This window comes from Pseudomonas palleroniana (assembly GCF_022836895.1).
Classification (GTDB): domain Bacteria; phylum Pseudomonadota; class Gammaproteobacteria; order Pseudomonadales; family Pseudomonadaceae; genus Aquipseudomonas; species Aquipseudomonas palleroniana.
Window position 1 is genome coordinate 4,335,265 of sequence record NZ_CP092411.1, and the last position, 13,894, is coordinate 4,349,158.

General features: G+C 55.3%; 13 protein-coding genes and 1 pseudogene. 9 read left to right on the forward strand and 5 right to left on the reverse strand.

Translation table 11 applies throughout. From position 1 onward, the window contains the following. Positions 1 to 103: 103 nt before the first annotated feature. The gene (locus tag MJP36_RS19580) at positions 104 to 1,006 is read right to left on the reverse strand and encodes a hypothetical protein (RefSeq protein ID WP_244383808.1); all 903 of its coding nucleotides are present in this window, start codon (positions 1,004 to 1,006) and stop codon (positions 104 to 106) included. Further along, positions 990 to 2,408, reverse strand: a complete 1,419-nt coding sequence (locus tag MJP36_RS19585) for a DUF3696 domain-containing protein (protein ID WP_244383809.1) — start codon at positions 2,406 to 2,408, stop codon at positions 990 to 992. The genes MJP36_RS19580 and MJP36_RS19585 overlap by 17 nt, the downstream gene beginning before the upstream one ends. Before the next feature lie 469 nt (positions 2,409 to 2,877). Between MJP36_RS19585 and MJP36_RS19590 the strand changes: the two genes are divergently transcribed. Next, positions 2,878 to 3,498 (forward strand): tyrosine-type recombinase/integrase, encoded by a 621-nt coding sequence (locus MJP36_RS19590; RefSeq protein WP_244383810.1) that lies wholly within the window; start codon positions 2,878 to 2,880, stop codon positions 3,496 to 3,498. 121 nt (positions 3,499 to 3,619) lie between these two features. Here MJP36_RS19590 and MJP36_RS19595 read toward each other — a convergent pair whose 3' ends face one another. Next, positions 3,620 to 4,570, reverse strand: a complete 951-nt coding sequence (locus tag MJP36_RS19595; protein ID WP_244385651.1) for a LysR family transcriptional regulator — start codon at positions 4,568 to 4,570, stop codon at positions 3,620 to 3,622. Between the two features lie 102 nt (positions 4,571 to 4,672). Here MJP36_RS19595 and MJP36_RS19600 point away from each other — a divergent pair, with 102 nt between their 5' ends. Next, positions 4,673 to 5,893, forward strand: a complete 1,221-nt coding sequence (locus MJP36_RS19600; protein ID WP_244383811.1) for an FAD-dependent monooxygenase — start codon at positions 4,673 to 4,675, stop codon at positions 5,891 to 5,893. Between the two features lie 320 nt (positions 5,894 to 6,213). Further along, the gene (locus MJP36_RS19605; RefSeq protein WP_244383812.1) at positions 6,214 to 7,488 is read left to right on the forward strand and encodes a diguanylate cyclase domain-containing protein; all 1,275 of its coding nucleotides are present in this window, start codon (positions 6,214 to 6,216) and stop codon (positions 7,486 to 7,488) included. A gap of 45 nt (positions 7,489 to 7,533) precedes the next feature. Here MJP36_RS19605 and MJP36_RS19610 read toward each other — a convergent pair whose 3' ends face one another. Further along, on the reverse strand, positions 7,534 to 8,454 hold the full coding sequence (locus MJP36_RS19610) for a LysR family transcriptional regulator (RefSeq protein ID WP_060755393.1): 921 nt from the start codon (positions 8,452 to 8,454) through the stop codon (positions 7,534 to 7,536). A gap of 139 nt (positions 8,455 to 8,593) precedes the next feature. On the opposite strand from MJP36_RS19610, the gene MJP36_RS19615 reads away from it, so the two are divergent. From MJP36_RS19615 to MJP36_RS19640, 6 genes and pseudogenes are all read left to right on the forward strand, one after another. Then, the gene (locus MJP36_RS19615) at positions 8,594 to 8,995 is read left to right on the forward strand and encodes a RidA family protein (protein WP_244383813.1); all 402 of its coding nucleotides are present in this window, start codon (positions 8,594 to 8,596) and stop codon (positions 8,993 to 8,995) included. Positions 8,996 to 9,254: 259 nt separating this feature from the next. Then, complete coding sequence (locus tag MJP36_RS19620; protein ID WP_244383814.1) at positions 9,255 to 10,238, forward strand: DUF1852 domain-containing protein; 984 nt, start codon at positions 9,255 to 9,257, stop codon at positions 10,236 to 10,238. Between the two features lie 26 nt (positions 10,239 to 10,264). After that, complete coding sequence (locus MJP36_RS19625; RefSeq protein WP_244383815.1) at positions 10,265 to 11,299, forward strand: methionine synthase; 1,035 nt, start codon at positions 10,265 to 10,267, stop codon at positions 11,297 to 11,299. Positions 11,300 to 11,366: 67 nt separating this feature from the next. Then, positions 11,367 to 11,873: a flavin reductase family protein gene (locus MJP36_RS19630; protein WP_244383816.1), complete on the forward strand. Its 507-nt coding sequence runs from the start codon at positions 11,367 to 11,369 to the stop codon at positions 11,871 to 11,873. Positions 11,874 to 11,943: 70 nt separating this feature from the next. Continuing rightward, positions 11,944 to 12,195 (forward strand): annotated as a pseudogene (locus MJP36_RS19635) (peptidase associated/transthyretin-like domain-containing protein); the annotation flags it as partial. A 117-nt stretch (positions 12,196 to 12,312) separates the two neighbouring features. Beyond that, positions 12,313 to 13,131 carry an alpha/beta fold hydrolase gene (locus MJP36_RS19640; protein WP_161550115.1) on the forward strand — a complete coding sequence of 273 codons (819 nt, stop codon included), beginning with the start codon at positions 12,313 to 12,315 and terminating at the stop codon, positions 13,129 to 13,131. 229 nt (positions 13,132 to 13,360) lie between these two features. Here MJP36_RS19640 and MJP36_RS19645 read toward each other — a convergent pair whose 3' ends face one another. Continuing rightward, on the reverse strand, positions 13,361 to 13,747 hold the full coding sequence (locus MJP36_RS19645; protein WP_244383817.1) for a DoxX family protein: 387 nt from the start codon (positions 13,745 to 13,747) through the stop codon (positions 13,361 to 13,363). Positions 13,748 to 13,894 lie beyond the last annotated feature (147 nt).

The window sequence follows — 13,894 nt, forward strand, 5'->3', positions numbered from 1 at the left end:
GCCGCTCGTGACGGGCAGCTATCGGCCAAAAGCGGCCGTCCATGAGCGGCAGCATTCGGCCAAGTGCTCCCCTTCGAGAGGAACAGGAATTAATTAATTTTGCCTAACCTTTTGCTTTTAGCTTAAACCTCTTCCGTGCTCCCGCGTCAAATTCCATAAGAGTGGTTGAGTTATACACGCAGTGTATCGTTACATCTCCGTCTGTGTTGATCCAAGCCGGAGGCCTGCCGAAACAATCGATACCACTTGAAAACGAAATTTGAAATCTATCTCCTAAAAATATGAATCGGTCGTGATAACGCCCTACTGTTTCCTTGCTGGCCTGAAGAACTTCAACTGTACCGTTTGTCTTCCTTTGATTTATATACTTCTGCAAATCCAGCATAGACATCAAGCCTCTACCGGCGCAACCATTAAAGTTTGACATAACTACTATCTTGCACTTCGGCGCACAATATTTAGTAATCTCACAAACAAAGTCCGCGCCTGAGAAATTTATGCTTTTATCAAAAATAAAAATCCGATTTTCTTTCAGTAAATAACTCTTCAGTACGTCTGGATTTTGAGTTCCCTTTGGCTTCAATGAAATTATTTCTGCCACCTTCGCCCCGGCTTGGTTAGCAGATACTTTGAACTTGTAATCTTTAGCGCTTACAATTGGCACTCCCCAAGAGCACGGAGAAAGCTTATTGAATGAATTCGCAGACTGTGCAATGATAGGTCCGGAGTTATGGTATGCAGCGCCAACATAATTAGACTGCAGACATGCTGCATCAAGTTGATATTTTGAAAGGCTATCCGGGGACACTAGAAAATAGTTATTCTGGGTACTGAATGTTTTATCAAACCACTCTTTAAACATTCCCGCGCCATCGGAGATATTCAAGTATTCGCTTATAATTGCAGGAGTTACTCCTAGTACAGCGGAGTGCGCAGTAATAAAAATCTCTGAGAACGCCCCGGAAAACACCTCCTGCAGCACCTCTTTTTCAATTACTGCTCTCATGGCTCAGTCCTGCGAGTTTGGCGATTTTGTTATTGATAATTCTTTTGGTTAAGTTGTATGACTCATCAAAAAAGCCTGCTGGCCACCCATCTACAAGTTCGCCATCAGAATTTATCTTTATCTCGAACGCATTAGCTCCTTGCTCACTTGGAAAGTAGTAAACCTTCAGGTCTTCTTTCTCAATCCCCAATGTATTGTTCATTGAGTTATCAGATATGGCCAGCTGCAAACCTCGCAACACATGCTCGCTATGCGTTTCAATGATAAACCGCTTCCCTTCCCTACAGGCCTCCACAAGGAACTGAGCAAATGCGACTTGAGCTCGGGGGTGCAGGTGTAGCTCAGGTTGTTCTATGATCATGCACTGATCTTTTCTCAACGCTGCCGCTTGGACTATAATTGGTAATACTTGCGAAAAACCGAAACCAACATCTTGAATAGAGTCCGCTATTCCATCTCTAGTAATCCTCAGCTTCACCAACTCTTCATAATCTTCTACTGCAATAGATCTTCCTGGAAAAAGAAGATTTACCCAGTGCTGAATCTTTCGGTACGCCTCCTTATTAGGCTTAATGCTTTCGCTACTTCTTTTTAAGTATGATATCACTGACGGCGTATTTTCTCCTCGCGAACCAACATCAGAGCTTGCTGCTGACAATGTATAACTTCGACTTGGACTTGAACGCAGAGGACCTAAATACTTATATTTTTCTGGCAACTCAAAAAGAGCATATATAAAACGATCTAGTATGCGGACCTTAAAAATTGATATATCATCTTTTTTGCCAGACGCCAGATGAAAGGTAAAGCCTTCAGTGTAATGCAGCTTTGTCTTCAAAGCAGCTGTGCGCTTTATCTCTTTTTCCGTTACATTCGCTTTTACCCGAACAAACGAACCTGATTCATTTTTTAGCAGTTCGTAACACGTCGTTATGGTGTAATAAGACTTGGTTTCGGCTCTTTTGAGCTTTAGAATCTCCAAAAGCTCCCCATTCTCCACTACGCCATGCACAACTATGGAATAAATCCTAGCCTGCTCTGTATACGGGGATCTATCGTAGCAAAGGCTGGTGATGTACTTTAAAACCGTTCCTGACTTCGTTTTAATTACTGAGTGCCAGGTCTGAGGTGCTGTAGTGAGAGAAAAAGTAATTTTGTTAGATGTGTTATGATTGTGAACGTAATCTTTAAAAATTCCAAGGTTGGCATATTCTCCTTGGGCCATCAATGGTTCATGTTTGTTTCTACTCCAACTAAAGGTCTGAATTAACGCGGCGAGCCCTTTTAATATGGAAGACTTTCCCGAGCTATTTTCGCCATAAAGAAGGGTGATTGGCTTCTCCAAATCGAGGCTTTCAAACTTGAAGCGCTTGAAGTTTTCAAGGTCTATTTTATCAATCATGTTTGATATCCTGCTTTTGCCTTATAAGGCATGCACTACTAACTTTAAACATTTTGTGAGCTCCTGCTCGCTGGGTGCATCATTGCGCGGTGTAATAAATATGTCAGCTTTTGACTCAGCGTTATAGCATCATGCCACCATTGTTTCCATCCCCTTTCGATTCAATTGAGATGTCAGGCATCGATCTTTTCTGATTTTAGTGCGCCCGCGTAAAATTCAGCATTTTAGTCATCTGCATGGATTTTCTTTACGAAGGCATCAGGAGATGGAGAGGGCAGGCGACGTCGTTTTCAAACGTGTGTTTTTTGTCGATCTCAGTGCCGCGCGAATGGTGTATTTGGCCTAGAGCAATCGTTCGTGAGCTGCACCCATCGCGCGAAAGCAGCTCTTTCAGAATGTTCCCTTCTGGCCGTTAGCGACCGTTGCTCTGATTAGCCATCCTTGTCCTTCCCCTCGTGGAGGACTTCTCATGAACATCATTGCTACCTGCAGCCGTCAGCCCTGGAACAAAGGAAAATTGGTCGGGCAGAAAACCCCACTCCGAATGAGAGATATCTGGGCCATCCGAGTAAGGCTTCAAATTGCGGAAAGAACCCGAGACCTGGCTCTTTTCGATCTGGCCATTGACAGCAAGCTTCGAGCCTGCGACTTAACCAACCTCCGCGTGCGCGATGTTGCTCATGGCGAGCACGTATCATCACGAGCCATGGTGATGCAGCAGAAAACGCAGCGGCCTGTGCAGTTTGAGATTACTGAGCAAACACGATCTGCTCTCGCAGCTTGGATACGTCGGGCCCAGCTACGCAACGAGGACTACCTTTTTCCTAGCCGGCTGCATATTTCAGACCATCTATCTACTCGTCAATACGCACGTATCGTCAAAAGCTGGGTGAAAGCCGTGGGTCTTGATCCAGCCATGTATGGCACCCACACAATGCGACGTACGAAGGCATCACTGATCTATCGCAGGACGAAGAACCTGCGAGCGGTTCAGTTGCTGCTCGGCCATACGAAGCTGGAGAGCACTGTTCGATACCTGGGGATTGAGGTCGATGACGCCCTGGAGATGGCGGAACAGACTGAGGTTTGACCATGTATAGCGACGGTCGAAGTCAGACTGTCGCTAACCGGCCATTGCAGTCATACAGGAAAGGCAGAAAACGACCCGGGGTAGGACCTCGGCCATTCGGACGCTGCCCTCATTTCGACTTTCATCTTGAGCCGCTCCCAACTCGTTCCAGCCGCAGCTGTATAAATTCCAGCAACGCCCGAACCCGCGCGGTCGCAGAATGGCGGTGGCTGTACGCGCCAAGCAATTGCAGCGGCGCAGGGCGAAGGTCCAGCGACACTTCCCGCAATCGGCCTGCTGCAAGATCTTCCTGGCATGGATAGGCTGCCACTATCGCGAAACCGATGCCTTGCCGCGCGCCCGCCAACGCAAGTTCTCCGCTGTTGACACGATAGCGGCTACGCACAGATACCTTCATGATTTCGCCTGTGCCGTCGAGAAATAGCCAGGGCTGGCCCTTCAATGCGCTCAGTGTAGTAATGCACGGCAAGGACTCTAGTTCGCGCACTTGGCGCGGAGTTCCCGTTTTGGCTAAAAGAGCGGGAGCCGCGACCACAATGCTGGGTAGCGTAGCGAGTTCGCGGGTGATGATGGCGCTGTCATCCTGGCGCCCACGATGGAAGACGATGGAGAGGTCCACGTCTTCCCGGAGCGCTTCTAAACCGGTCAGGCGTATGTCGCACTCCAATTCGACGCCGGGATGGAGGCTACAGAATTCGGCCAGGATAGGGGCCAGTAGCCTTGGCGCTTCGCCTGGCATGCACATCCTTAAGGGCCCCCGCAGTTCATGTTGCACCGCGCCAAGTTCTTCCTCAGTGGAGAGCAAGGAGTCGAGCAAAGGTTTTGCACGTTCGTAGAGAAGTCTGCCGGCTTCAGTCATGCGCAGATGGCGAGTACTTCGCTCCAGCAAGCGAACGCCCAATCTGCGCTCCAGCGAGGCGACGTGGCGACTGACGTTAGAGGATGGCAGGGACAGCAGGCGCGCCGCGCCGGCAAAGCTTTGTGCATCGACGACCGCCACGTATACACGGACGGTGTTCAGGTCGAGGGCATTGCGCATGATTATCCCGATTAAGGTATTAAAGTCGCCCATTTTCACATAATAGTTCTCCCCATTGACGGAATCTAAGATGCTGTCTCGTCCGATGGGTTGTCGCCGATGGCGCGTCGGGGCGGATTGAATAGGAGATCCAGCGTGGAAATCGGAATACTTGGCGGCGGAATTGCGGGGTTGAGCGTGGCGCTTGCCTTGCGCAAGCGGGGACACAGTCCCCGCGTATATGAGCGCCGGGCGGGGCCAGCGACCATGGGGGCTGGCGTGACGCTTTGGCCCAACGCTGGCTTTGTGTTGGAGGAACTGGACCTCCTCCAAGACATCGCGGCAGCGGGTGGCCGGCCAGTGGTAGTGCGCCGCCAGGACGCTGCGGGCAATTCGTTGGGGGGCATAGATATCGCGCTGCTGGACGAGACAATGGGATATCCGACTCATACCATTTTGCGGAGGGACTTGCAGGCAGTGCTGCTGAAACATGCGGCACAGAGCGGAATCCCGGTGGAGTTCGGGCATCGGGCGGTGGGGATCGATCTGGAGGCTAATGGCAAAGCAGTGGCGCGCTTCCAGAACGGGGTGAGTATCCGTCCAGATCTGCTTATCGGCGCCGATGGCCGTATGGGGTCGGTGGCACGCGAGTTCGTTGCGGGGGATAACACGCCGGTTTATCAGGGATTTGTGAACTGGATAGGTGTGGCACAGGGGGAAAGTGCGTTGGTGAGCGATATAGCGATTCAGGATTATTGGGGTTCGGGCAATCGCTTCGGTTGCGTGCCGGTCCGGCCGGAGTTGGCCTACTGGGCAGCGGCGCAGGCGCGGCCATTGTCGGGGCCGACGCCCTCAGCCGATATGCGCAAGGAGATCGAGGATCTGTTCGCGGGATGGCCGGAGCCTATCGCCCGTATCATCCAGGCGACGCCGACGCACGCCATCCGAATGATTGCCGTGCACGACTTGGACCCGCTGCACGCGTGGAGCCGGGCTAATGTGTTGCTTGTGGGAGATGCGGCGCACGCGCCGTTGCCGACATCAGGCCAGGGCGCTTGTCAGGCGTTGGAAGACGCTTGGCACCTTGCTAGATGCCTGGAACGAACGAGCGGCCTTGATGACGCCTTGCAGCGCTTCGCGGAGATCCGCGGGCCGAAGACCGCCAAGCTAGCCGAGCAGGGTCGAATCTTCGCTCGAGGTCTGTTTGCCACTGATCCTGAAACCTGCCGCATTCGCAATGAACGCGCCAAGGCGTCCGATCCCTTGCGTGACGTGCAGGCCTTGGCGGCAGGATGGTCACAGGGTTTGCCGATGACGGGCTGCACGGACAGCACGCCGATGGATGGCGCTGACTTCGTCAGTCTGTACCGCCTCTGAAAGACTGCGGCAATCTGGACACCGCATGGCGTCTCCGGCCCCGACATGCCTCACTGTAAACCGAGGCCCATGACTTTGCCCGCTGCGCTGGAGCGCCAAGTCTGGCAGCTCACACTGATGTTCTTTATATGTCCGCTTCTGGCCGGAAACGGCCTATCGCAACCTGCGACTACATCCCCAACGGCCCCCAGCTCACACCGCGCTCGAATGATCCGTGCCAAGCAGCAAACAGGAGGGTTGATCGCGCTTATGGGCAAACTGCCATCAAAAGATATGCATAATAACCCCATTGCCTAGCCCCTCGGATTGGTCGGTGCCCGATGATTGCCCTGTTCGTCCTGCTCGCCGCCCTACCCTCCCTGACCCTGCTGTGGGTACTCCACCGCCAACGCCAGGAACACTGTGCGCTGCTAGCGGATTTGGACGTGGGCGTATTGCAACTGGCCCGCAATGGCCGAGTGCGTTGGCATAACCCGGCCGCCGCCGAATTGCTCGGTTGTGCCCGCACGCCGCTGCTGGGCCTGCGCCTGCGAGAACGCTTGCCTCCGTTGACCGCACCCGCCGGCACGGTGCAGGTCACGGGCGACGATGGCCAGCCACGCGCGTTGCACATCAGCCAGCAAAGCACGACCTATGCAACGCAATGGCTGTTGATCCGTCCGGTCCTGGTCGAGGCCGAACGCTTTCAGCGCAGCCAGTATTTCGCCCAAATCGGTACCTGGGACTGGGACATCGACACCAACCACCTGTACTGGTCCGACGCCATCTTCGGCATGTTCGGCTATTCGGTCGATGAGGTGACGCCCAGCTACGAGTTGTTCTGCAAGGCGGTTCATCCGGACGATCGGGCCGGTGTGCGTGCCGGCGAATTACGCTGCATCGAAACCGGCGAGAACCACGACGAGGAGTATCGGGTGGTCTGGCCGGACGGTACGCTGCGCTGGCTGCGCGAGACCGGAAACGTGATCAAGGATGAACTTGGCACGCCCATCAAGATGATGGGCGTGGTGCGTGATATCACCGAGGAAAAAGCATGGGCCCATCAGTTGCACCGGCTAGCCCACCATGACCCGCTGACCGGCCTGCCGAACCGTTTAACGTTCGAGGAACGCCTGGAAAGTGCCCTGGCTTTGGCCCGGCACAACCACAGCCGGGTTGCACTGGTGTTCATCGACCTCAACGGGTTCAAGGCGATCAACGACAACCTTGGCCACGCGGCCGGCGATCAGGTCTTGAAGACCACCGCGACCCGCCTGCACGAAACACTGCGCAACTCGGACAGTGTGGCGCGGCTGGGCGGCGACGAGTTTGTCACCGTGTTCGAAGGTTTATCGGCCGAACGTTCCCCCGAAGACGAGGCCGGGATGATCGCGCAGAGATTGCTGGCTTCGCTGGACGCTCCCATCAGTCTGGGTAATACGCAGCAGCTGGTCGGAGTCAGCCTGGGCATCGCCCTCTTCCCCGATCACGCGCAGACGCGCGACCAACTGATTCATGTCGCCGATCTGGCGATGTACGAGGCCAAGCGCAGCGGCGACAACCAGTATCGCCTGGGCCAGGCGCAGACTCAGGTACTGCGCGCCCGCAACAGCTGAATGCAAACTACGTTGGGGCATCCCTGGCCGAACGACCCTTTAGCATCACCCCCTCGCAACGACCGGTGCATGCTCGGCCATCAACTCTATGACCCAGTCGATAAACACCCGCACCTTGGTGCTGACATGACGGTTGGGCGGGAATGCCAGATACATCGGCATCGGTTCCATCTGCCATTCCTCGAACAGCGGCAGCAACTCGCCGCTGGCAAGGTGCGGTTTGGCCATGTACTGCGGTAGCCAAAGCACGCCCAGGCCCGCCAGCCCTGCCGCAAGGTAGGCATTGCCATCGTCGATGATCAACAGCGGGCGGCCTTGGACCTCGATGATCTCTTCGCCCCGCTGCAGGGTGTAGGGCAAGGCTTTGCCGGTACGCGACCACAGAAAGCCGACCGTACTGTGCCGGCCATCCTCCAGCTCACGCGGATGCGCCGGCTTGCCGAAACGCTGCAGGTAGCCTGGCGTGGCATAGATGCCGAGCTTGAGGTCCCCCACATGCCGTGCCACCAGGGATTGATCGGTGATCTCGCCGCCACGCACTACGCAGTCGATGTTCTCGCCAATGATGTCGATGATGCGATCGCTGACGCCCATGGTCAGCTGGATTTCCGGGTAGCGCGCATAGAACCCTGGCAAGGCGGGTATCAGTACCATGCGCGCCAGCGGGCTGGGCACGTCCACCCGCAATCGGCCGCGGGGCGCAGTCGATGCGCTGGACAAGCTGGTCTCGGCATCGTCCATATCGGCCAGCAGCCGGATCACACGTTCATAGTAGGCCGCGCCATCGGCGGTGATGTTGACCTTGCGGGTGGTGCGATTGAGCAGGCGCACGCGCAACCTTGCTTCCAGTTGCTGGACGAGCTGCGTCACGCTGGTCTTGCTCATGTGCAGGGTGGCTGCCGCCTTGGTGAAACTGCCGGTTTCCACCACTCGGACGAAGGCCTGCATCGCATCGAAACGGTCCATTTCACGCCTCAATAGGTCGGGATAGTTTGGATTCTACAAACAATCATGACCAGAGTTGCTGGTTTATCCAGGCCGGCGGCCTTTCTACAGTGGCTCCCTCTTGAACAACGGGCCGCGATGGCCCTGAAGGAGCTAGGCCATGACCCCTAAACGTGATGTCGTTTTCCCGCCTGACCGCCATGCACTCTACGAACTGCACCGCTACTCGCCGGCGATTCGTTCCAATGGCTTTCTGTTCGTATCCGGCCAGGTCGGCAGCCGCAAGGATGGTTCGGCCGAACCGGATCTCGCGGCACAGGTGCGCCTGGCCTTCACCAACCTCAACGCGATCCTGGCAGAGGCCGGCAGCAGTTTCGACGATGTGGTCGACACGACCATCTTCATGCTCGACCCCGACTCGAAGTTCGAAACGATCTGGGAAGTAGCGGCTGAGTACTGGGGCGAAGCGCCCTACTCGACAGCGACCGCCATCGGCGTGACCTGGCTGGCCGGCTTCGACTTCGAGATCAAGGTGATCGCCAAACTACCGGAGGTCCGCTAGCACGAGCGTTTCCATCAGCAAGAGGGCGTCAGCAAGAGGCTCTGGGCTCGGTTGCAAAATGCCCACTTGATCATGAGCGTAACTAATACTTTATTGAAATCAATTCGTTTTTGTTCATACAGCACCCCCCCCTAAAATACCGGCAGCTCTTCACTGAGGCGCCCTGAAGGCTGCCACGGGAGAAAACAGACTATTGGCCAGAACTGAAAGGCAATCAGCCCATTCAGTTCTGGCACGTAAAAACGGGGTGCAAGGCACGATGAACGAAGAACTCACATTTTCTATCAAAAGCGTCTGCTTCGATGAGCATTACACGCCTTCAGACAACACCCGGATCACGACCAACTTCGCCAATCTGGCCAGGGGTGAGAGCCGTGAAGAGAATTTGCGCAACACCTTGAAGATGATTGACAACCGCTTCAATGCGCTGGCGCACTGGGATAACCCCACGGGTGATCGTTACAAGGTCGAGCTGGAGATCATCTCCGCCGCAATGAGTATCGACGCGCAAAGCCGAGACAATGCGGTCCCGTTGATTGAAGTGTTGAAAACTACGATTGTCGATCGACAAACCGGTGAGCGCATCAACGGCATCGTGGGTAACAACTTCTCCTCCTACGTACGCGACTATGATTTCAGTGTGCGGTTGTTGGAGCACAACAAAAACCAGTCAGGTTTCAGTACGCCAGAAGACTTTGGCGATTTGCACGGCAAGCTGTTCAAGTACTTCGTCAATTCAACGACGTACAAGCAGCGCTTTGACAAACCGCCGGTTATTTGCCTGAGCATTTCCAGCGCCAGAACCTACCATCGAACCGAGAATCAGCACCCAGTGCTGGGCTTTGAGTACGTGCAGGATGAGTACTCATTGACGGATGAGTATTTCAAGAAGATGGGCTTGAAGGTTCGCTATTTCATGCCGCCGAACAGCGCTGCGCCGCTGGCGTTTTATTTCTCGGGCGATCTGCTGGGCGATTACACCAACCTTGAATTGATCGGCACCATCAGCACGATGGATACCTTCCAGAAGATCTATCGGCCGGAGATCTATAACGCTAACTCGGCGGCCGGAAAATCCTATCAGCCGAGCCTGAAGAACCAGGACTACTCCTTGACTCGGATCGTGTACGACCGAGAAGAACGCAGTCGGCTGGCGATCGAGCAAGGAAAGTTTGCCCAAGAACAATTTATCAAGCCCTATCAAGCCGTACTTGAGCAGTGGTCTGTCAGTTGCGCTCTTTGATTAATTGAAAGCCAAGGTCATTTTTCATGAAAAAACTCTTACCCACTTCTACCGCCGGCAGCTTGCCCAAGCCTTCCTGGCTTGCTCAACCTGAGACGCTCTGGTCACCGTGGAAACTGCAAGGTGATGAACTGGTTGAGGGCAAGCACGATGCCCTGCGCCTGTCGCTGCATGAACAACAGTTGGCCGGAATCGATATCGTCAGCGATGGTGAGCAGACGCGTCAGCATTTCGTGACGACCTTCATCGAGCACCTCGACGGCGTTGATTTCGAAAACCGCGAGACGGTCAGGATTCGTGATCGTTACGATGCGAGTGTGCCGACAGTCGTGGGCGCCGTCGCTCGGAAAAAGCCGGTCTTTGTTGAAGACGCCAAGTTTTTGCGCCAGCAGACCGGGCAGCCTATCAAGTGGGCCCTGCCAGGCCCGATGACGATGATCGATACCCTCTACGATGCTCATTACAAGAGTCGTGAAAAGCTGGCCTGGGAATTCGCCAAGATTCTCAACCAGGAGGCCAAGGAGCTGGAGGCTGCCGGGGTCGACATCATTCAATTCGACGAGCCGGCATTCAACGTGTTTTTCGATGAGGTCAACGACTGGGGTGTCGCCACGCTGGAAAGGGCGATTGAAGGGCTTAAATGCGAAACCGCCGTGCATATCTGCTACGGCTATGGCATCAAAGCCAACACCGACTGGAAGAAGACACTGGGCTCGGAGTGGCGACAGTACGAGGAAGCCTTTCCCAAGCTGCAAAAATCCAGCATCGATATCGTTTCGCTGGAGTGTCACAACTCCCATGTCCCCATGGAGCTGATCGAACTCATTCGAGGCAAGAAAGTCATGGTCGGCGCCATTGACGTGGCCAACCATGCCATTGAAACGCCCGAGGAAGTGGCCAATACCCTGCGCAAAGCACTTCAATTCGTCGATGCCGACAAGCTCTACCCCTGCACCAACTGTGGTATGGCGCCCCTGCCCCGTCGCGTCGCCAGGGGCAAATTGAACGCGTTGAGTGCTGGCGCAGAGATCGTTCGCAGAGAGCTTCTGAACGCACGCTGAGCTACGTTCCGAGGTGGCGTACGCCGCTTGCTTAACCACGTCAGTTGCACTCTATTTAGGAGCTGTCATGTCACTGATGGGTAATGCCATTGATTCATTGCGCTTTCGCGAGGCGCTGGCGCACTACGCTTCGGGTATCACGGTCATCTCGTCACACGTCGATGGCGAACCGATTGGTTTCACCTGCCAGTCGTTTTATAGCGTGTCGATGAGCCCGCCACTGGTGTCATTCAGCGTCATGGCCAGCTCGGCGAGCTATCCAAAAATTCGTCGGGCAGGTCGATTTGCGGTCAATATCCTCTCGGGCGAGCAGGTCGAAATTTCCAACCAGTTCGCTCGGCGAGGCACGGACAAATGGCACGGCGTCAACTGGCAGGAATCACCCTTGGGTAATCCGATCATAGTCGGCAGCCTGCATTGGCTGGATTGCGAGATTCACGCCGAGCATGCGGCAGGTGACCACCTGATTGTGATCGGGGAAGTGAAGGCGTTAAATTTGCAGGAAGTCGTTGCCACGCAACCCTTGCTGTATTTCAAAGGGCAGTACCGCAACCTCGCCGCGCATGGTGCGTGATGAGGGGCAAACCATAGACCTTGAACGCCATCATAAGCCTGGCTTTTCGCTTTGATATCGTCCTGCGCGCTCTGGCGTTGCGATGACGGCGCATATCAACGTCTCGCTGTTTGCGCACGGCATCAACATTCATCTGCAAACCCGTCTATATTTCGACGACGAACCTGAGGCCAATGCACTGGACCCGGTACTGAACCTGATCGAGCAGCCCCATCGTCGCGCCCCCTTGATCGCCAAGCGCTGTACCGTGGATGGCCGGTTGGCCTACTGCTTCGATATTCATGTCCAAGGCGCAGCAGAAACCGTGCTTTTCGATTTCTGACGCCCAAGCAACACCTTGGTGCCTGAACCGTTCAACCGAGCACAGGCATACAAGACCTCGGGTCCGGTTTCACACGATAGTGCGCTGAGCCACTTGCCCCCATCCGAGGAGTTTTCCATGAGTACATTCGTAGCCAAAGACGGTACACAGATCTATTTCAAAGACTGGGGCAGCGGCAAGCCCGTGTTGTTCAGCCACGGCTGGCCGCTGGATGCCGACATGTGGGAATACCAGATGGAATACCTGAGCAGCCGCGGCTTTCGCACCATCGCGTTTGACCGCCGGGGTTTCGGCCGCTCGGATCAACCGTGGACCGGTAACGATTACGACACCTTCGCCGATGATATTGCCCAGTTGATCAACCACCTGGACCTCAAGGAGGTGACCCTGGTGGGCTTCTCCATGGGCGGCGGCGATGTGGCCCGCTACATCGCACGCCACGGTACCGCCCGCGTAGCCGGCCTGGTGCTGCTGGGGGCGGTGACACCGCTGTTCGGCCAGAAACCGGATTACCCGCAGGGTGTGCCGACCGAGGTGTTCGATGGCATCAAAGTCGGTCTGCTCAAGGATCGTGCGCAGTTCATCGCCGACTTCAATGCGCCGTTCTTCGGCCTCAACAAGGGCCAGAAAGTCTCGGACGGCGTCCTCACCCAGACCCTGCAGATCGCCCTGCAAGCTTCGCTCAAGTCCACCGTGGATTGCGTCACCGCCTTCTCGCAAACCGACTTCCGCCCGGACATGGCCAAGATCGACGTACCGACCCTGGTGATCCACGGCGACGGTGACCAGATCGTGCCGTTCGAGACCACCGGCAAGGTCGCCGCCCAGATGATCAAAGGGGCCGAGCTCAAGGTGTACAAGGACGCACCCCACGGGTTCGCCGTGACGCATGCCCAGGCATTGAATGAAGATCTGCTGGCGTTCCTGAACCGTTGAAACACCGTCTCCTTATTTAGCCGGGCTTGCCCTGATGCCAGCCAGTCAAGCGATAGAACGGACGATGAATAACTTGTGGGAGGGGGCTCCCGATGAGGGTGTGTCAGTCAGCAGTTTATCGACTGACTCACCGCTATCGGGAGCAAGCCCCCTCCCACAGTGACAGCGTTAAGCCTTGACTGACTGGCATTAGGGCTTGCCCGGCCCTTTTTTATTCAGGACCTTTTATTCAGGCCCAATGCCGGCCCAATGCCAAACGGCCCGGCCCACTGATCAACACGCTGGTGAAGATGATCAGCAGCAACCAGCCGAACTGCCCTTCGAACAGCGTCCACTCAGGATGCACCACCAACATCGCAATCAGCAGCACAGCCAGGATCGGCAAGCACGCCAGGCGGGTCAGCACCCCGGCGATGATCAGCAACGGGCACAGCACCTCGGCGAAAATCGCCAACAGCAAGGTGAGGTTGGCGCCCAAGTGAAAAGGGTCCTCGATCACTTTCAGCTGCGCGCTGTAGTCCAGCAACTTCGGCAAACCATGGACCCACAGCAAGAACAACGCCCCGCTGACGCGCAAAAACAGCAGCCCGATATCCTGATGTCTTGATTCGTTCATACGCACCTCGTGTCTAGGGAAACCAGGACGATTGTCTTGCAGCCACCGCCCATTGGCTTGCAGCCATGTGCTCACATGAAAGGGTTCCGATTGAATCAACGGCCGCGTAAGGTAGTCCCACTTCATAGGTCCACGACTACAGGAATC

Excerpts from the sequence above, each read along its gene's own strand:
- MJP36_RS19580 (WP_244383808.1), bottom strand. The coding sequence starts at position 1,006 with ATGAGAGCAGTAATTGAAAAAGAGGTGCTGCAGGAGGTGTTTTCCGGG.
- MJP36_RS19585 (WP_244383809.1), bottom strand. The coding sequence starts at position 2,408 with ATGATTGATAAAATAGACCTTGAAAACTTCAAGCGCTTCAAGTTTGAA.
- MJP36_RS19590 (WP_244383810.1), top strand. The coding sequence starts at position 2,878 with ATGAACATCATTGCTACCTGCAGCCGTCAGCCCTGGAACAAAGGAAAA.
- MJP36_RS19595 (WP_244385651.1), bottom strand. The coding sequence starts at position 4,570 with ATGGGCGACTTTAATACCTTAATCGGGATAATCATGCGCAATGCCCTC.
- MJP36_RS19605 (WP_244383812.1), top strand. The coding sequence starts at position 6,214 with ATGATTGCCCTGTTCGTCCTGCTCGCCGCCCTACCCTCCCTGACCCTG.
- MJP36_RS19610 (WP_060755393.1), bottom strand. The coding sequence starts at position 8,454 with ATGGACCGTTTCGATGCGATGCAGGCCTTCGTCCGAGTGGTGGAAACC.
- MJP36_RS19615 (WP_244383813.1), top strand. The coding sequence starts at position 8,594 with ATGACCCCTAAACGTGATGTCGTTTTCCCGCCTGACCGCCATGCACTC.
- MJP36_RS19620 (WP_244383814.1), top strand. The coding sequence starts at position 9,255 with ATGAACGAAGAACTCACATTTTCTATCAAAAGCGTCTGCTTCGATGAG.
- MJP36_RS19625 (WP_244383815.1), top strand. The coding sequence starts at position 10,265 with ATGAAAAAACTCTTACCCACTTCTACCGCCGGCAGCTTGCCCAAGCCT.
- MJP36_RS19630 (WP_244383816.1), top strand. The coding sequence starts at position 11,367 with ATGTCACTGATGGGTAATGCCATTGATTCATTGCGCTTTCGCGAGGCG.
- MJP36_RS19640 (WP_161550115.1), top strand. The coding sequence starts at position 12,313 with ATGAGTACATTCGTAGCCAAAGACGGTACACAGATCTATTTCAAAGAC.
- MJP36_RS19645 (WP_244383817.1), bottom strand. The coding sequence starts at position 13,747 with ATGAACGAATCAAGACATCAGGATATCGGGCTGCTGTTTTTGCGCGTC.